The sequence below is a fragment of the Allobosea sp. LjRoot9 genome, from assembly GCF_964252745.1.
In the GTDB taxonomy this organism is placed as follows: Bacteria; Pseudomonadota; Alphaproteobacteria; order Rhizobiales; family Beijerinckiaceae; genus Allobosea.
Window position 1 is genome coordinate 64,013 of sequence record NZ_CAXUPC020000008.1, and the last position, 16,639, is coordinate 80,651.

The window sequence follows — 16,639 nt, forward strand, 5'->3', positions numbered from 1 at the left end:
TTGGAGCATCGGCCCCAAAAACGGGGTACCGGTTTTCGGACCAAGCCAATGCGAGCTCGAAGCACCACAGCATCAGGCCGAATACGAAATTCGGCCTGATGCTGCAGGCCTCTTACGAGGCGAAGGCCATGCGCGCGGCGAGCTGGCGGGCCGGCGCTGCCCTGGTCGCGAGATCGGAAGCCTGCCGGCCGCCCATGGCCTCCGCGAAGCTTTCGATCGGCTGGGGCTTGCCGAACAGATAGCCTTGCAGCTCCTCGCAGTCTTCGCTGACCAGGAAGCGCATCTGGCCGGCGGTCTCGACCCCCTCCGCCACGACGCCGATGCCGAGGCTGCGTCCCAGTCCCAGGACAGCGCGCACGATCACCGCGGCCTGCGGGCTGGTTTCGACCTGCCCGACGAAGGACCGGTCGATCTTGATCTTGTCGAAGGGGAAGGCCTGCAGGGTCGCCAGCGAAGCGTAGCCGGTTCCGAAATCGTCCATCGCGATGCTGATGCCCAGCGCCTTCAGCCGCCGCAGGATCGAGAGCGCGCGGCTCATATCGGCGAAGATTGCCGTCTCCGTGACTTCGATCTCCAGGCGACTCGGCGACAGGCCGGTCTCGGCCAGGATTGCGAAGATGAGCTCGGGAAGGTCGCCCTGCTGGAACTCGCGAGGAGACAGGTTGACCGCGATCTTGAGCGGCTGCGTCCAGCGCGCCGCCTCGCTGCAGGCGGTCCGCAGGACCCATTCCCCGAGCGCCGAGATGAGGCCGGTCTCCTCGGCCAGCGGGATGAACTCGCCGGGCGGGATGAGGCCGCGCACCGGATGCCGCCAGCGCGCGAGCGCCTCAAAGCCTATGAGCTTGCGGCTGCTGGCCCTCACCTGCGGCTGATAGTGGAGTTCCAGCTTCCCGTCGGCGAGCGCCGTCCTGAGATCGCGTTCGAGTTCGCGCCGCCGCGTCATCGCCTCGTCCATCGCCGCGTCGAACATGCGATAGCAGTTACGCCCCTCGGCCTTCGCCTGGTAGAGCGCGAGATCGGCCCGGCTGAACAGAAGCGTCTCGACCAGGCCGTGCTGCGGCGCCCGCGCGATCCCGATGCTGAGGCCGACCTCGATGGTCTGTCCGCCCAGGGAGAACGGCTTGCCCACGGCGCCAATCAGCTCCTCGGCCAGGCGGCGCAGGTATTCATCGCTCGGGTCGCTCCTGACCAGAATGGCGAACTCGTCGCCGCCCATGCGCGCCACGATGTCGGCTGGATGCATGCGCCCGGCGATCCTGCCGGCGACACGCTTCAGCAGTTCATCGCCGGCCATGTGGCCAGCCGTATCATTGACGGTCTTGAAGCGGTCGAGATCCAGGCACATCACCGCACAAGTGCCGCCGTCATGGGCGACCTGCCGCAAGGCCAGGCGCAACAGCTCGTAGAAGCGGGTCCGGTTGGTCAGGCCGGTCAGCCCGTCATGGCGCGCCATATGGGCGATCTGCTGCTCGGCAAGCTTGCGCGCTTCGATGTCGATATGCGTGCCGACGATGCGCTGGGGCAGGTCCCCGGCGTCGCGCTCCACGACCTTGCCGCGCGCGTGCACCCAGCCCCAGCTGCCGTCCTTGCGGCGCAGCCGATACTCGCATTCATAGACCGGCGAGCGGCCGTCGAAATGCGCCTGCAGGAGCTCCTGGGCCCTCAGTGCGTCCTGTGGATGGAGCAGGCCTTGCCAGGTCCCGACAAGGCCCTCGAGCTCGCCGGGCTCGTAGCCCAGCATGGTCAGCCAGCGGTCGGAGTACCAGGCCTGGCCGGTCGCGATATTCCAGTCCCACAGGCCGTCGCTTCCCGCATCCAGGGCTCGGGCCAGGCGCTCCTCGCTGACGCGCAGCGCCGCGCCATGCGAGGCGAGGGCGCGGTTGGCGCGCCTGAGGCGGTCGGCGAACAAGCTGAGTGCGGAGAACGCCAGGATCGTCAGCATCACGGCCGCCACGCCGGCTGCCAGCGCTCCGCGCGCCAGTTCGTCGTCGGGAGCGGCGATCGAGGGGTCCGGCACCGCCTGCACCGCGGCCATCGAGACGAAGTGCAGGGTGCCGATGGCGCCAGCCAGAAGTGTCGCGGCAACGGCGCGGGGGTAGCGGGTCGGGCGGCGGATGAACACGAACAGCGCCGCGCAGGTCAGCACGGCAGCTGACGCGAGCGCCGCCGCGACGAGCGCTTCGTCCCAGATGAAGCGGCCGGGAATGCGGACGCCCGCCATCCCGGTGAAATGCATCGCGGCGATGCCCATGGTCAGCACGATGCCGCTGGCGACAATGGCGACGGGGCCGGCGGCGCCCCGGATCAGGCTCGCGGCGCAAAAAGCCGTCGCGATGGCGACGCCCAATGACGCCAGCGTCAGGCGTACATCATAGCCGATGCTGAGCGGCGGCTCGTAGCCGAGCATGGCGATGAAATGCGTGCTCCAGATGCCCGCGCCGGCCGCGGCACCGGTGGCGACGAGCCAGATGACGGCGGCCCAGCCCGCGCTTTCGCGGGCCTGTTTGAGCAGGCCGAACGCTGCATGGCATGACACCCAGCAGACCAGCGCCGACAAGGGCAGCACCCAGGCGGCATGCTCATCCGTCAAGCACGTCAGTGTTCGATACATGGCGCCTGCGCAATTTTGACGATCATTCCGCTCGTATAGGGCAGAATGCGAACGACATCGTGCCAAGGAACGCTAAAATTGCAGAGGACCGTCGCGGAAATCATTCAGGCTGCGACGTCATGCCGGCGATGACGTCATGCAGGCGCGGCTGGATCCGCCCCCGCGCCGGGTGCCGCGACGGGTGACCGGGATGCTGGCAGGGTCGTTCGCGGTGGGTCTGTCATGCGAGGCTGCGACCTGCCGGATCTGTTCCAAAAGAGGTAGGCTCGGGGCTTGAGCGTTTGGTCGGTGCGCAGGTTCGGCGTCGAGACGAGGCGGAAAAGCATGCGTCGGGTTTTGATAGTCGCGTTCAAATCTCTCGTCGCGATCGGGCTTCTGGGGATTCTGGGGCTGAGCGGCTGGCTTGGCTTCAGCCCGCCCGAGGGGCTGCTGGGCGCCTCGGCCTATGCGGCAAAAATGCTTTGCTCGAACGTGTTCATCGCCGGGCGCGAGCTGGATGCGGTCATTGCAACCGATGTGGCGTTTGCACTGCCACGTCTGGTCAATCGCATGAGCATCGACGTCGACCGCAACAAGCAGCGTGTCGAGGTGGCCTATCTCGGCCTGTTCGCCAGACGTGACGCCCAATATCAGGAGGGCCGCGGTTGCACCTTGCTCGCAAAGGACGAAGTCCCGGATCGCGCCGGCTTATCGGCTTTGCCGCCGGCGACGCCTGACGCGCTCTGGCCGGCCGGCGAGGGGGTGCAACTCTCCGACGACAAGCGCCTGCTGGCGGCGCTGAACGATCCCGCCCTGCAGGGGCCGGGCATGCGCGCGATCGTCGTCGTCCATGACGGGCGCATCGTCGGCGAGACCTATGGCGAAGGCTTCAATGCCGCGACGCCCCTGCTCGGCTGGTCGATGACGAAGACCGTCAACGCCGCCCTGGCCGGCCTGGCGATCAAGGACGGCAAGCTTTCCCTGGATCGGAAGAACCTGTTTCCGCAATGGACCGGTGACGCGCGCGCCGACATCTCGGTGGCCGATCTGATGGCCATGACCAGCGGGTTGGAATGGGATGAAGAGCACGGCAATTCTCCCGACCCCGGACGGTTGGAGAATCTGGCAAGGGATGCGGCGGCTTTCGCGCGGGACCGCGGGCTCGTCGCCCCGCCTGGAACGCGATTCAACTATTCCGGCGGCTCCTCCGTCCTGCTGGCGCGGCTCTGGCAGGACGCGGTTGGGGCGGACGCACACGCTTATCCGCGGGAGCGGTTGTTCAAGCCTCTGGGCATGACCAGCGCCGTTCTCGAAGCCGACCCGTCCGGCACTTTCCTCGGCGAAGGCTTTCTCTACGCCAATGCGCGGGATTGGGCGCGCTTCGGCGAATTCCTGCGCCTGGGCGGGGAATGGAACGGCGAGCAGCTTCTGCCGCCGGGCTTCGTCGACTACATGCGCTCGCCCCTGCCGGTGTCCGATCAGGGACATGGCCCGGTCTATGGTCGCGGACAGCTTTGGCTGGCGCGGGGGCAAGGCTTCAATCTCCCCGCCGACACCTTCATGCTGCAGGGACATCTGCGCCAGGTGATCGCGATCATCCCCTCGCGAAAGCTGGTGATCCTGCGCATGGGACAGACGCGGGAGGATATCGGCTACAGCGTCGCGAAACTGCTCTCCGCCATCGTCGCCGCGCGCCGATGAGGCGGTCGCCGAAATCGAGCGTGGACGCCGCGAGATAGGCGTTGAGGGTTGCCTCGACGACCTGCTGCCCTGCCAGCATGGTCCTCGCGACGGAGACGTCGGGAGCGCTGAGGCTGCCGCTCCATGCGATGCAGGCCGAACCGGTATGGCAGGCCGCGTTGCCGGTGCGATCGATCACATGCGCGACCTTCATCGGCCGCCACGAGCGCGCAGATGATATCCTGCGAAGAACAGCCCTTCTGGAGCATCCTCAGGCCGTCGACGCCGTCGATCACGCCCGGCGAGCACCATCGAGACGTCTGACCGCGCCGACCAGTTGAAGACGAGCAAAGGCAAGCGCGTCATTCGCTTGGCTGCCCATGCGGAACATCTGCCAGATTCATCCGTATAGCTTCAGCAAGCCGCAGCCAGTCGTTGGAGCACTGATGGAAACTGTCGATCCTCGCCAGGCTTGCCTGCGCATCGCCATTCTGACGGCGGTGCTGGCATCAGTGGCATGGCCTGCGATGGCGCTCACCGCCGACGAGGTGAATGCGGTCATCTTCGCCGACAAGGACAAGCAGGCCTGGCCCGGACCAAACCCGTTTGTCGTCAAGGCGCAGGTTCTGCTCAGTCGCCGCAGCATTTCGCCGGGCGTGATCGACGGCGTCGACGGCGAGAATTTCCGCAAGGCGGTGGCGCAGTTGCGACGGCAGGAGAAGCTTCCCGATGGCGACGAGATCGACGAACCGGCCTGGCTCAGCCTGGGCGGCGACACCACGACCGATGTGATCGCCGAATATACCCTGACCGACAAAGACGCGGCCTACGACTTCGCCGACGAAATCCCGCGCGACTATGCCAAACAGGCCAAGATGAAGCGCCTGTCCTATACCAGCCCACAGGAGATGCTGGGCGAACGCTTCCATATGAGCGAGACGCTGCTGGGCGTCCTCAATCCCAAGCAGGCGTTTTCGGAAGCCGGCGCGCGTCTGCTCGTGGCGTCGGGGCGGCGCTCGCCGGAGAAAGGCGCCGCGCTGCGGATCGATGCGGTCAAGAGCACCGGAATGGTCATCGTTCTGGGGGCGGAGGACAAGGTGCTGGCGAGCTACCCGGCGACCATCGGCAGCGAGGACACGCCTTCGCCCTCGGGCGAGTATACGGTCGAGCGCATCGCAAGGAACCCGAGCTACACTTACGATCCAGAGAAGAATTTCCAGCAGGGCAAGAACACCAAGACACTCGATCTCCCGCCCGGACCGAATGGGCCGGTTGGCACCGTCTGGATCGCGCTGTCGAAGAAGACCTTCGGAATCCACGGCACGCCCGAACCCGCCAAGGTCAGCAAGACCAGCTCGCATGGCTGCATCCGGCTGACGAATTGGGACGCCGAGGAACTCGCCGACCTCGTGAAGCCGGGTGTCCCGGTGCGTTTCGTGGACTGAGTGGCGTGCGCGATCGCCTGCGGCGACGATATAGATGGGCATTCGCGAGTGGCTTTTGCGCCTTCTGCTTCTGCCCGGTCGCACCTGCCTTGGCCTTGGGTCCTGGCGACGGTGAGAGGCCGGCGGCGCGTCGCGGCGTCGTCTCTCCCTTGCCGCCGCGACGCCCTGCCGATCTGAAGCCGCTTCCGGTACCTGGCGGCAAGGCGGAGCCTGCTCCCGAACCCGAGAAGCCGGCAGTGCCGTCGGCGTGTCTCGCGACCTTTGCCGAGCGCGGCGGCATCGCGCTTCCTTCGCCGTCGGAGAACGGCGGTGGCGCGTGCGCTATCGACGATCCCGTCACGTTCCGCAACATTGCGATGGCTGATGGGCACAAGGTCGAGCTCGACAGTGCGGTCACTGTCAGCTGCGCCTTTGCACTGGAAGTCCTGGGCTGGCTGCGCGACGATCTGCCCGGCATCATGGGCGCTGAGAACGGCAAGCTGACCGGATTGGTCGGGGTCGGCGGACATGCCTGCCGGCCGCGCAATGGGATGGCAGGCGCGCCCATCAGCGAACATGCGACCGGCAATGCGCTTGATCTCAGCGGCCTTCGCCTGCAGGACGGCCGAATCGTCACCCTGGCCGGTCGGGACGACGCGACGCGTCCCTTACGGGAATCCCTTCAAAAGAGCGCCTGCGCACGCTTCACGACGGTGCTCGGTGCGGGCTCCGACAGCTCTCACAAGGATCATCTCCATCTCGACATGCGTAAAAGGCCGCGTGGCTTCAAGATCTGCCAATGGACCGTCGAGTGACGGCGCTGGCGCGTGAACTGGAACGTCTTGGGACAGTTTCAAAGGCTCAGGGCGTCTGACCCTCCGCGCCCGCATGTCACGCCGGGCGCGTTTTCGCTGGAGCAGCCGGGGCCGCCTCGGACGCATGTTGCTCCCAACCAAAGACGCTCCGCCCGCCATACTCGGCCGAACGCCGGCGTTCCTCGGTCACATATTCGCACAGTGTCGGGCCGGTGGCGATCTGCTCCAGCCGGCGGCTCTCGCGGTCGAGCCGCGAGATCGCGGCGAGGCGATCGTCCTGCCCTAGCTTTGCCCGATCGACCGCGGATCTCAGCACCGCGATCGTCTGGTCGTAGACCTTGGTGGGCACGGCGAAGGGTTGCCGGTCCTTGCCGCCATGGGCGAGTGAGAAGCGTGCCGGATCGGCGAAGCGACACGGCGTGCCATGGACCACTTCGGCCACCATCGCAAGCGAGCGCACGGTGCGGGCCCCGACGCCTGGTACGAGGAGCAACTCGGAGAAATCGGCCGGGGCACTGTCGGCGGCTGCGGCGAGCGCGCCGTGCAGGCGCCGGGCGATCACGTCCTTGGGCCGGACATCGTGATGGGCCGGCATCACCAGATGCGGCAAGGCGAGCTGCGCGGACGACAGCACCGGCGGGGCCCGGTCGCGTTCCAATGCGGAAAATTCCCTGATGATGGCATCGGGCCCAATCTCGCGCAGCATTGCAATCTGGCCGTCGCGGGACGATCTCGCGCGCGCATCGGTGAGATTGATGATGCGGCCCTGGTTCTTGCCATCGATGGCGGCATGGGGCGCCTCGACGAAGCTGCCGAGCCCTTCCGACTGCCAGTGATAGCGCCGGGCGAGGCCGCCATCGCCGTTCATGCCTTGCTGCACCACGACCCATTGGCCGTCATCGGTGACGAAGAAGCCGTGCAGATAAAGGTCGAAACCATCCTGCACGGCGGCGCTGTCGACCTTGGCGACGAGGCGGCTTGCCTTTGCCAGCGCATGCCCGTCGAAGCCGACCCGGGCGCCGATCCGCTCCAGTTCTGCGGGCGTCTGCCGTGAATGGCTGCCTCGCCCACCGCACACATGCAGGCCGAGCTCGCCCGAGAGCGGTGCCAGTCCGCGCTTCAATGCGCCGATGACGCTCGTGGTGATGCCCGAAGAGTGCCAGTCCATGCCCATCACCGCGCCGAAGGACTGGAACCAGAAGGGGTGGGCCAGACGCCGCAGCAACTCGTCCCGGCCATAATGATGGATGATCGCTTCGCAGATGACAGCGCCGAGGCGCGTCATGCGCTGGGCGAGCCAGACCGGCACCCGGCCGTGATGCAAAGGCAGATCGGCACTGCCCGAGCGGCGCGTCATGCCAGGTCCTTGCGAACGAAACGGGAACTTTACATAGCGCAGTCCGACGGAAGTTGCCAAGAGCGTCCGAGGGGGCGTCCGCGCCGATCGCGCGGAACGTCTCGGCGGTTGGCCGGTTTAGCAAATGCCGTTTGGGAGTGGCTTTATTCGAGGAGGCGGACATGCCGGCGAAATCAGCAGCTCAGCAAAAGGCGGCAGGCGCCGCCCTGGCCGCCAAGCGCGGCGAGATCAAGAAAAGCAAACTCAAAGGCGCTTCCAAATCGATGGAGACATCGATGAGTGAACGCGAACTCGACGAGCTCGCCTCGACCAAACGCAAGGGCAAGCCCGAGCATGTGTCGAAATCGTGAGCCTCGTCTCGGTTGCGAAGGCAGCAGAATAGCATGTCGGATGGCGCAAGAGAGCTTCGCTTCGCCTTCAAGCGCATCGAGCGGGAACTACCGCACAGGCTGGCGTCATGGATGCGTTGGTTGCGGTACCCCCAATCGCGCTGGGTCAGACTTCCGGCGGGGATTGTCCTGATCTTCGGCGGCATCTTCGCGATCCTTCCGTTCCTGGGAGTGTGGATGCTGCCGCTCGGCCTGATGCTGATCGCAGCCGACGTGCCTTTTCTGCAGCGGCCCATGGCGCGGTTGACCATGTGGGGCGCGGACTATCTCGATCGCTACCGCGCACGACGGGCAAAGCGATAGCGGCTGGACCTGTGTAGGTCCGTTTTCCGGAGCGACCGCATCCGCAACGGCCTCCTTCTTGCTGCCGGGCAGGAGCGTCATGACCAGGATGAAGGCCGCAAGGACGAAGCAGATGGCCCGGCATCTCGGTGACGATGACCTCCAGCGTCGGGCCGCAAACGGGGCTGGGCGATGGGCGTCTTCAGGGGCTGTGATCGACGGCTATTCTGGGTGTCGGGCGTTCCAGGTCTCGGCATATTCGGCGCACATCCGATTGACGGCGTCCCGATCCGTGACACCTGCCGGCTTCGCGCGGGAGGGCAGGGCCGTTTGAAACGGCGCATAGCCTTGATGCGCCAGCCGCCAGAGTCGCCGAAGCTCCTTCAGCGGCTCGGAATGGTCGTCGACCCGCAGATCGAAGCTCGCAAACGGGGCATCGCTCCAGATGCGGATGGCGCAGGACTGACGCCCGCGGCTGTCGCCGCCCTCGCATTCGCCGGCTTCCATCGCGACGATGAGGCGCTCGTCGAAATCGAGCGTGGACGCCGCGAGATAGGCGTTAAGCGTCGCCTCGACGACCTGCGGCCCTGCCAGCATGTTCCCGGCGACGGAGACGTCGGGAGCGCTGACGCTGCCGCTCCATGCGATGCAGGCCGCGCCGGTATGGCAGGCCGCGCTGCCCGTGCGATCGATCACATGCACCTGCCTGTGATCGCGACCCTCATCGGCCGCCGCCAGGGTGCAGACGATATCCTGGGAAGAACAACCTTCCCCAAGCATCCTCAGGCCGTCGACGCCGAAAAACGGATTTGCGAAAGCCTGCGTCGCGATCACGCCGGTTCGACCCGCCCCATAGGGGACGACCGCTCCAACCGCCAGCGCCCGCGACGCGCACAGCACGCCAAACGCGCCGGTTTGCGTATCCCGCGCAATGATCGACCACGTCATGCGGTATTCCCTGCTTGTCAGGATGCCGCAATATCCGTGTTCCTGCCGTTCTCAAAGCAACGTCTACACGGCAGAACCTCCGCACGCGAAGCGGCCGGGCTCGCCCGTAAGCCGTTGCCGGCAAGCACCTGTTCCATGCCAAATCGCAAGATCGGTCGAGCGCGGCATCTCCGGAAGGGCCTAGCTGGTGTCGCCACGGAGGAAGACCAAGAGACGATGAAGGCGGCACTTGAAAACGACCATGCCCGGAAAAACTACCATGCCCGGATGCAGCGGGTGCTGGACCATATCGACCGGCATCTCGACGATGATCTGGGCCTGGACGTGTTGAGCGGCGTCGCGGCGTTCTCGAAATACCACTTCCACCGGCAGTTCATGTCCACCTTCGGGGTGTCCGTGCATCGCTATGTCCAGCTTGCCCGCATGAAGCGCGCTTCATACCGGCTGGCCTACAGGGACGCCCAAAGCGTCACCGACATAGCGATGGATGCCGGTTACGATGCGCCCGATGCCTTCGCCCGCGCCTTTCGGCAGAGGTTCGGACAGTCGCCTTCGTCGTTCCGGAAATCTTCCGACTGGGAGCCGTGGCTTGCGGCCTTCGGGCCTTTCGACGATGCGAGGAGCAAGCTCATGCAGACGAGTTTTACCACTGACGACGTGATCATCCGCGATGTGCCGGCAACGCCGGTGGCGATCATGGAGCATCGCGGCGATCCGGCGACGCTGGGCGCCACCATCCAGCGCTTCATCGCCTGGCGCAAGGCTGCTGGCCTGCATCCCAGCACGAGTCCGACCTTCAATGTCTGGCGTTCCGAGCGGCGGCCCGCTTCTCCGGCCGACTATAGCAACGACCTCTGTGCCGGGACCGACCGGCCGATCGAGGCGCATGGCGAGCCGATCAAGGCCGGCGAGATACCAGGCGGACGCTGCGCGGTGCTGCGCGTCGTCGGCAACACCCATAATCTGGAGCCCGCCGCGCTCTATTTGTATCGCGATTGGCTCCCAGCCAGCGGCGAGGAAGCCCGCGACTTCCCGATCTATTGCCAGCGGCTGAGCCTCTTCCCGGAGGTGCCGGAGCATGAGGCGGTCGCGGAGCTCTTTCTGCCGCTGAAATAGCGCGCTTGCGACGGCGGCCTGTCCCTTCCGCTCGCGGGAAGCGGACAGGCCGTTGTCCACCCCCATCCCGGTTGCCCCCACCGCCAGCAGCGTCGCCTTCGGCTACAGCTATAACCAGGCCAATCAGCGCATAGGCCAGACCACGAACGATGCCAGCTGGTGGCTCTCCCCGGCGGCCGCGAGCACGACCGCCTATACCGCCAACAATCTCGACCAGTACACCGCCGTCGGCGCTGCCACGCCGAGCTATGACGGCAATGGCAACCTCACCGCGGACGGAAGCTTCACCTACGCCTATGATCCGGAGAACCGGCTGACGGGCGTGATGCAAGGCGCGACGACGGTCGCAAGCTATGATTTCGACGCGCAAGGGAGGCGCAAGCAGAAGACGGTCGGCTCAGTCAAGACGGTGTTCGTCACCGACGCCGATAATCGCGAGGTGTTGGAATATGACGGCACGAGCGGGCAGGTGCTGCGCTGGTATGCCTATGGGCTGGGCTCCAATGAGGCGCTGAACCAGATCGAGGTTTCGCCGGCGACGCGCACGAGCTTCATTCCCGATATCCAGGGTTCCGTGCAGGCGACGCTGGCATCAGTCACCGGCACGCTCGCCAAGGGCGGCTACCTGCCCTTCGGCCAGAGCGCGGCATCGACAGGCAGCTTCCGCTACACCGGCCAGCGCATCGACCCGGAGACCGGGCTCTACTACTACCGCGCCCGCATGTATGCGCCCGCGCTCGGCCGCTTTCTCCAGCCCGACCCGATCGGGACGCAAGGCGGGCTCAACCTCTACGCCTATGTCGGGAATGACCCGCTGAATGCGACGGATCCGAGCGGCGCTGTAGTCGAGTTTACTAGCACCTCCAATAGCTTGCTTTTGGGAGGTGCGATTGCGCTGCCCAGCGTTAGGGGTGGCGCTATCGCGCTGCCAGAGGCGCTTGGGATCGGCGGAGCAGCAACAGTTGGGGCTTTGATGCTACCGCTCGCATTGTCGGGCGATACAGTTACAAAAGCGGACTCTGCTCAATACGTTTATGTTACATACACCCGGGCAAATCCCGTTACTCAACAGGTATATTCTGGCCGTACATCAGGCTTTGCCAATCCGGTAGATCCATTGCAATTACAGGCGCTTGCAACTCAACGCGCCTATGGGCAGCCTATCTTAAATTCAGAAGGATTTTCTCTGCCTATTCTAGATCAAGCTACTAACAACTATGGCGCCATAAGAGGGCGTGAGCAGCAACTTATCGATTATTACGGCGGAGCTCAAAGCGTTGGAGGAGTTTCGCGCAATATGATCAATGGAATTTCAGACTATAATCCTTTAAGGCCTATCTATATGTATTCATCGTCGCAATTATTTGGGTCGCTGCCAAGCAATAGGCCTTGATAAAATGGTTGGAAAAATGACAGACAGCTCACGCTATCAATCCGACAAGAGGTTTTTGGCTTATATCGTCGATAAATTCATGAATATAAAGGGTCTTCCTGAAAGCGAGCATCCGATGCAGAGGCTTAGCGAGCTGGAAAAAGATAGCGAGTCGATCGCGCGCAAAGGACTTAAGCAGGCGATCCAAGATTGCATCGTCATGACGAGTAGGTTGCCGCCAGAAAAAGTATCTGAGATAGATATGAGTTTGATAGAAGCGGGAATTCCTTCTCTATCTGAAATTAGGAGGCGGTATTGGAGTAAATATAAAAATCTAATTAAGAAAGATACTATAAGCAACGATAATGATTACTATCTCGCAAAGGGGATTTTAGATTCTGGATCGCCGGTTCCTGAGGATGAGCTAAAAAAATTGCGGCGCTTAATTGGCGAATACGAGAAAATTTAGCAAGGTCGGTGCAATATCTGCTCCGCAGCACCAATCAGCGCATAGGCCAGGCCACGAACGACGCCAACTGATGGCTCTCCTGCGGCCGCCAGCACGACCGCCTATACCGCCAACAATCTCGACCAGTACACCGCCGTCGACGCGGCCACGCCGAGCTATGACGGCAACGGCAACCTGACCTCGGATGGAAGCCTCACTTACGCCTATGAGCCGGAGAACCGGCTGACGGGCATGATGCAAGGCGCCGCCACGGTCGCGAGCTACGATTTCGATGCCCAGGGCGGCGCAAGCAAAGGCGGACATCCGCAGGCCCGCCGCAAGGGGGCCGTGCTTCAGAACCTGACACCCATCCGGCCCTTGAGGGCGTGGTCCCGGCTGCGTTCGTCCAGTGCGGCGGCGTAGGTGAGGCAAAGCCTGGGGGCGCGCCTCACGGGCGGTAGAGATGGTGGTCGTCGTCGTCCCGCGACGAACTCGCCACTGTTCTCAGGCGCGATGTTTCGCCAGGTGAGAGCTGCGATCCTCGAGGCTGAAGTTCGGGACCGCAGCGAAGGCGTTTTTCAGATGCTCGCCCATCATCTGGGCCGCCTTCTCGCGGGCACCGGCGCCGACCGCGTCGAGAATGGCTAGGTGCTCGCGGCACCAGTCCTTGACCCGGCGGCGATTGACATAGCCGCCGAATTCGAGAAGCCGCCGCATGCGGTTCTGCTGCTGGATGGCCTGGAGGAAAAACGGGTTGCCGCCGAATTCCGCCAGCATTTCGTGGAACTGGGCATCCGTCTCGAACAGCTGGGCCCGGTCCACCGTTTCGATCGCGGGATGGGCCACGAGATAGAGGTGCTGCAGGCGGCTGCGCTCGATCATGGCCGCATCGGCCCGGAAATCCTGCAGCAGCAGGATGGCGGGCTCGATGATGCTGCGGAAGGCATAGCTGCCGTGCATGCCGATCCTGGTGTCCAATGTCGGCACGAAGCTCCAGCCGCGCCCGGTATTGCGATGGATCAGGCCATCGTCGAGCAGGCGCAGCAGCGTCCTCTGGAGCGCGGCGCGGTCCACCTCATAACGTCGCGCGATGTCGCTTTGGATGAAGGTCACCGGCAGTCGCCCGACCAGGCGATCCTGCACGATCAGCGCATACAGGTCCTGATCGGATGTCGAGGGCACCTCCAGCTCGAGCCGGTAGAGCTCTTCAGGACGCGCCAGGAGGAAATAGCCGTGGTTGCGGCGCGCTTCGAGGATGCCGCGCTCGGCGAGAAGCTGTAGCGCCGAGCGGATCGGCGTCCGCGAAACCTGAAGCAGGTCGCCGAGCGCCTGCTCGCGCAGATGGTGTCCGGGTTCAAAGCGCGCCTCGCGGACGACATCGAGAATTTGATTGGCGAGCTTGTGCCGCCGCTGGCTCGAACCGCGGGCCATCCTGTCCCTATCTGATCGCACTGATCGAACTCTTTCAAACGATCGATACAATGGGTTGGCGATTTTGGGCAAGCGCAGCGACGCTGTCGTGGGGCAGACGGTCCCAAAAGCTGCGAGCCTCGCCTTCACACTGCGCGGGCCACGAGCGGATTCCGGCGCAGATTTCGCCAGGGCGTGCCCGGTATTTGATCAAGGGCCGCGCGGAGGCTGCGTTGACTCCTTTCGGGTTCCGGCTTGTATTGTTGCTGACCAATAGAGCAATCTGTTCGCGACGAGGGGAATGGCATGCTTCGAAAACTCGCTTCAGCCTGCATAGTGCCATTGGGGTTGGCCCACGCCGCCATGGCCGCCGAGCTGCCCAAGAGCGGCCTCGTCGAGGCCGGCGCGCTGACCTATGGCGTCGCGGCGACATTCGCGCCGTTCGAGTTCCAGAAGGATGGCAAGCTCACCGGCTTCGATATCGATTTCGTCGAGGCGATCAGCCAGAAGCTGAAGGCCAAGGCGGCGCCGATGAACATGGAGTTCAAGGGCCTGATTCCCGCGCTGCAGGGCGGGCGGCTCGATATCATCAATTCGGCGATGTACATGAACCCGGCGCGGGCCGAGCAGGTCGATTTCGTGCCTTACATGAAGATCGGCAACATGGTGGTGGTCCAGGCCGGCAATAGCGCCAAGATCACGGGCCGCAACGAGACGCTCTGCGGCAAGACCATCGCGGTCACGCTCGGAGGCATCCAGGAGAGCCAGGCTCGCGCTGATGACAAGAGCTGCAAGGAGAAGGGCCTCAAAAGCGTCGATGTGAAGACCTTTCCGACCGCGCAGGATTCCTGGCTGAACCTGCGTCAGGGGCGAGCGGACGCGGTCTACGACTCGACGCCGGGCGCCGCGAAGGTGCTCGACGAGCTGCCCGGGATCTTCGAGACGGTCGGGGCGGAGTTCGAGTCGAACACCTCGATCGGCATCGCCACCCGCAAGGGCGATGAAGCGATGCAGGCCTCGCTCAAGGCCGCCATCGCGGAGGTCGTCGCGGACGGAACCTATAAGGGCCTGCTGGCGAAGTGGAAGCTGCCGGCCTCGGTCTCCATCTTCAACTGAGTTCCGGAAAACTGGCGGTCTCGCCTGACGAGGCCGCCATGACGTTGCCGCGCAGCCAAGATCTCAGAACCATGCGAGACCTCAGAACCATGCGAGATCTTAGAAACAGGCGTGGCCGAGTGTCCTGATGTCCTTCCAGCTCGTCCTCGATTACGTGCTGTCGCCGATCTTCTTTCACGGCGCGATGATGACGCTGCTCATCACCGTGACATCCCTGTTCTTCGGCATCCTGGCGGGGTTGGTCGTCGCCCTGCTTCAGGAGGCGAGGCTGAAGCTTCTCCGCGTCGTCGCGCTCTTCTATCTCTGGCTGTTTCGCGGCACGCCCGTGCTGTTCCAGATCATCTTCATCTACAATGTCCTGCCCGGCTTCGGCATTCGCCTGTCGGCCTTCATGTCGGCGGTGATCGCGCTGTCGCTGAACGAGGGCGCCTATATGGCGGAGATCCTGCGTTCCGGCATCAAATCGGTAACCAGGGGCCAGCGCACGGCCGGCCTTGCGCTTGGCATGACGCGCGCCGGCGTCATGCGTCACGTCGTGCTGCCGCAGGCGCTACGCATCATCCTTCCCCCGGTCGGCAACCAGATGATCGGTATGCTGAAGACGAGCGCGCTCGTCTCCGTCGTGGCGGTGGAGGAACTGCTTTTGATCGCGAACCAGACCGCGAGCGCCAATTTCCGCTATTTCGAAGCCCTCTCGGCGGCCGGTATCTATTATCTCGTGCTCACGACCATCTTCATGGCGGGGCAGGCCTGGCTCGAGCAGGCGCTCGACCCCAAGCGGGCCCGGGCACGAAGGCAGGCCAAGCCGCTCGTCGAGCGCCTGACTGCGGCGGCTGACATCCGATGAGGCAAATATTCTCGAGGCAAGTATCCCTGAGGCACGCATCCTGTCCCGATCGCGGGAGGCCATCATGACCGCGCAACGCCCGCTGCTTGAACTGATCGGCATCGAGAAGAGCTTCGGCCAGCTCCAGGCGCTGAAGACCTGCTCGCTGGAGGTTCACGAGAAGGAGACCGTCGTGCTGATCGGGCCGTCGGGCTCCGGAAAATCGACCCTGCTGCGCTGCGTGAACCTGCTGGAGCCGCCCGACCGCGGCAACATTGTCTTCAAGGGGCAGGATATCGGGCAGGATCTGAGAGCCGCACCGATGATCCGGCAGGAGATCGGCATGGTGTTCCAGAATTTCGAGCTGTTCCAGCATCTGAGCGCCGCCGAGAACATCATGCTCGCACCGATGAAGGTTCTCGGCCTGTCGCGCCACGATGCCCATGACATTGCGCTCGGGCTGCTGAAGAAGGTCCGCATCCCCGACAAGACCGACAGCTACCCTGACGAACTCTCCGGCGGGCAACAGCAGCGCGTCGCCATCGCGCGGGCGCTCGCGATGAAGCCGGCGGTGATGCTTTACGACGAGCCCACTTCGGCGCTGGACCCGGAAATGATCCGCGAGGTGCTCGATGTGATGGCGGAGCTGTCGGCCGAGGGCATGACCAGCATCGTCGTCACCCATGAGATGGGCTTCGCCAAGCGCGCCGCCGACCGCATCGTCTTCATGGAAGCCGGGCGGATCGTCGAGATCGCCAACAGCGCGGATTTCTTCGGCGGCACCGTGAATGCGCGGGCGCGGCAATTCCTCGACCAGATCCTGCATTGAGCACGAGCATGACGTCGCTCGAAAACCGGTTCCCGCT

16 protein-coding genes are annotated in these 16,639 nt (G+C 64.2%); 11 read left to right on the forward strand and 5 right to left on the reverse strand.

Going from position 1 to position 16,639, the window contains the following annotated elements; translation table 11 throughout:
* Positions 1 to 112: 112 nt before the first annotated feature.
* Positions 113 to 2,590, reverse strand: a complete 2,478-nt coding sequence (locus ACSQ3P_RS24645; RefSeq protein WP_436168104.1) for an EAL domain-containing protein — start codon at positions 2,588 to 2,590, stop codon at positions 113 to 115.
* A 345-nt stretch (positions 2,591 to 2,935) separates the two neighbouring features.
* On the opposite strand from ACSQ3P_RS24645, the gene ACSQ3P_RS24650 reads away from it, so the two are divergent.
* The gene (locus ACSQ3P_RS24650) at positions 2,936 to 4,291 is read left to right on the forward strand and encodes a serine hydrolase domain-containing protein (RefSeq protein ID WP_436168105.1); all 1,356 of its coding nucleotides are present in this window, start codon (positions 2,936 to 2,938) and stop codon (positions 4,289 to 4,291) included.
* On the opposite strand, the gene ACSQ3P_RS24655 is transcribed toward ACSQ3P_RS24650, so the two are convergent.
* A complete protein-coding gene (locus tag ACSQ3P_RS24655) occupies positions 4,185 to 4,484 on the reverse strand; it encodes a DUF1028 domain-containing protein (protein ID WP_436168106.1) in 300 nt (99 codons plus the stop codon). The genes ACSQ3P_RS24650 and ACSQ3P_RS24655 overlap by 107 nt on opposite strands.
* A gap of 232 nt (positions 4,485 to 4,716) precedes the next feature.
* On the opposite strand from ACSQ3P_RS24655, the gene ACSQ3P_RS24660 reads away from it, so the two are divergent.
* Together ACSQ3P_RS24660 and ACSQ3P_RS24665 are read left to right on the forward strand one after the other, a co-directional pair.
* On the forward strand, positions 4,717 to 5,715 hold the full coding sequence (locus ACSQ3P_RS24660) for a L,D-transpeptidase (protein ID WP_436168107.1): 999 nt from the start codon (positions 4,717 to 4,719) through the stop codon (positions 5,713 to 5,715).
* Positions 5,716 to 5,864: 149 nt separating this feature from the next.
* The gene (locus ACSQ3P_RS24665) at positions 5,865 to 6,509 is read left to right on the forward strand and encodes an extensin-like domain-containing protein (protein WP_436168108.1); all 645 of its coding nucleotides are present in this window, start codon (positions 5,865 to 5,867) and stop codon (positions 6,507 to 6,509) included.
* A gap of 76 nt (positions 6,510 to 6,585) precedes the next feature.
* On the opposite strand, the gene ACSQ3P_RS24670 is transcribed toward ACSQ3P_RS24665, so the two are convergent.
* Complete coding sequence (locus ACSQ3P_RS24670) at positions 6,586 to 7,866, reverse strand: DUF763 domain-containing protein (protein WP_436168109.1); 1,281 nt, start codon at positions 7,864 to 7,866, stop codon at positions 6,586 to 6,588.
* A gap of 161 nt (positions 7,867 to 8,027) precedes the next feature.
* Between ACSQ3P_RS24670 and ACSQ3P_RS24675 the strand changes: the two genes are divergently transcribed.
* Both ACSQ3P_RS24675 and ACSQ3P_RS24680 read left to right on the forward strand, forming a co-directional pair.
* Complete coding sequence (locus ACSQ3P_RS24675) at positions 8,028 to 8,216, forward strand: DUF3008 family protein (RefSeq protein ID WP_436168110.1); 189 nt, start codon at positions 8,028 to 8,030, stop codon at positions 8,214 to 8,216.
* Between the two features lie 33 nt (positions 8,217 to 8,249).
* Entirely contained in the window at positions 8,250 to 8,558 is a 309-nt protein-coding gene (locus ACSQ3P_RS24680) for a hypothetical protein (RefSeq protein WP_436168111.1), read from the forward strand.
* Between the two features lie 201 nt (positions 8,559 to 8,759).
* On the opposite strand, the gene ACSQ3P_RS24685 is transcribed toward ACSQ3P_RS24680, so the two are convergent.
* The gene (locus ACSQ3P_RS24685) at positions 8,760 to 9,485 is read right to left on the reverse strand and encodes a DUF1028 domain-containing protein (RefSeq protein ID WP_436168112.1); all 726 of its coding nucleotides are present in this window, start codon (positions 9,483 to 9,485) and stop codon (positions 8,760 to 8,762) included.
* Between the two features lie 216 nt (positions 9,486 to 9,701).
* Here ACSQ3P_RS24685 and ACSQ3P_RS24690 point away from each other — a divergent pair, with 216 nt between their 5' ends.
* Genes ACSQ3P_RS24690 through ACSQ3P_RS24700 form a run of 3 tightly spaced genes read left to right on the forward strand, consistent with a single transcriptional unit; the run spans position 9,702 to position 12,442 of the window.
* Entirely contained in the window at positions 9,702 to 10,601 is a 900-nt protein-coding gene (locus tag ACSQ3P_RS24690) for an AraC family transcriptional regulator (protein WP_436168279.1), read from the forward strand.
* A gap of 52 nt (positions 10,602 to 10,653) precedes the next feature.
* A complete protein-coding gene (locus tag ACSQ3P_RS24695) occupies positions 10,654 to 11,994 on the forward strand; it encodes an RHS repeat-associated core domain-containing protein (RefSeq protein WP_436168113.1) in 1,341 nt (446 codons plus the stop codon).
* A 16-nt stretch (positions 11,995 to 12,010) separates the two neighbouring features.
* Positions 12,011 to 12,442 carry a hypothetical protein gene (locus tag ACSQ3P_RS24700; protein ID WP_436168114.1) on the forward strand — a complete coding sequence of 144 codons (432 nt, stop codon included), beginning with the start codon at positions 12,011 to 12,013 and terminating at the stop codon, positions 12,440 to 12,442.
* A gap of 483 nt (positions 12,443 to 12,925) precedes the next feature.
* On the opposite strand, the gene ACSQ3P_RS24705 is transcribed toward ACSQ3P_RS24700, so the two are convergent.
* Complete coding sequence (locus tag ACSQ3P_RS24705; protein ID WP_436168115.1) at positions 12,926 to 13,852, reverse strand: GntR family transcriptional regulator; 927 nt, start codon at positions 13,850 to 13,852, stop codon at positions 12,926 to 12,928.
* Between the two features lie 285 nt (positions 13,853 to 14,137).
* On the opposite strand from ACSQ3P_RS24705, the gene ACSQ3P_RS24710 reads away from it, so the two are divergent.
* From ACSQ3P_RS24710 to ACSQ3P_RS24720, 3 genes are all read left to right on the forward strand, one after another.
* A complete protein-coding gene (locus tag ACSQ3P_RS24710; protein WP_436168116.1) occupies positions 14,138 to 14,947 on the forward strand; it encodes an ABC transporter substrate-binding protein in 810 nt (269 codons plus the stop codon).
* 127 nt (positions 14,948 to 15,074) lie between these two features.
* Positions 15,075 to 15,794: an amino acid ABC transporter permease gene (locus ACSQ3P_RS24715; protein WP_436168117.1), complete on the forward strand. Its 720-nt coding sequence runs from the start codon at positions 15,075 to 15,077 to the stop codon at positions 15,792 to 15,794.
* A 64-nt stretch (positions 15,795 to 15,858) separates the two neighbouring features.
* Positions 15,859 to 16,602 carry an amino acid ABC transporter ATP-binding protein gene (locus ACSQ3P_RS24720; RefSeq protein WP_436168118.1) on the forward strand — a complete coding sequence of 248 codons (744 nt, stop codon included), beginning with the start codon at positions 15,859 to 15,861 and terminating at the stop codon, positions 16,600 to 16,602.
* Positions 16,603 to 16,639 lie beyond the last annotated feature (37 nt).

Coding starts and splice junctions, on each gene's coding strand:
- ACSQ3P_RS24675 (WP_436168110.1), top strand. CDS start 8,028: ATGCCGGCGAAATCAGCAGCTCAGCAAAAGGCGGCAGGCGCCGCCCTG.
- ACSQ3P_RS24700 (WP_436168114.1), top strand. CDS start 12,011: ATGACAGACAGCTCACGCTATCAATCCGACAAGAGGTTTTTGGCTTAT.
- ACSQ3P_RS24690 (WP_436168279.1), top strand. CDS start 9,702: ATGAAGGCGGCACTTGAAAACGACCATGCCCGGAAAAACTACCATGCC.
- ACSQ3P_RS24655 (WP_436168106.1), bottom strand. CDS start 4,484: ATGAAGGTCGCGCATGTGATCGATCGCACCGGCAACGCGGCCTGCCAT.
- ACSQ3P_RS24710 (WP_436168116.1), top strand. CDS start 14,138: ATGCTTCGAAAACTCGCTTCAGCCTGCATAGTGCCATTGGGGTTGGCC.
- ACSQ3P_RS24660 (WP_436168107.1), top strand. CDS start 4,717: ATGGAAACTGTCGATCCTCGCCAGGCTTGCCTGCGCATCGCCATTCTG.
- ACSQ3P_RS24720 (WP_436168118.1), top strand. CDS start 15,859: ATGACCGCGCAACGCCCGCTGCTTGAACTGATCGGCATCGAGAAGAGC.
- ACSQ3P_RS24705 (WP_436168115.1), bottom strand. CDS start 13,852: ATGGCCCGCGGTTCGAGCCAGCGGCGGCACAAGCTCGCCAATCAAATT.
- ACSQ3P_RS24685 (WP_436168112.1), bottom strand. CDS start 9,485: ATGACGTGGTCGATCATTGCGCGGGATACGCAAACCGGCGCGTTTGGC.
- ACSQ3P_RS24680 (WP_436168111.1), top strand. CDS start 8,250: ATGTCGGATGGCGCAAGAGAGCTTCGCTTCGCCTTCAAGCGCATCGAG.
- ACSQ3P_RS24650 (WP_436168105.1), top strand. CDS start 2,936: ATGCGTCGGGTTTTGATAGTCGCGTTCAAATCTCTCGTCGCGATCGGG.
- ACSQ3P_RS24670 (WP_436168109.1), bottom strand. CDS start 7,866: ATGACGCGCCGCTCGGGCAGTGCCGATCTGCCTTTGCATCACGGCCGG.
- ACSQ3P_RS24715 (WP_436168117.1), top strand. CDS start 15,075: ATGTCCTTCCAGCTCGTCCTCGATTACGTGCTGTCGCCGATCTTCTTT.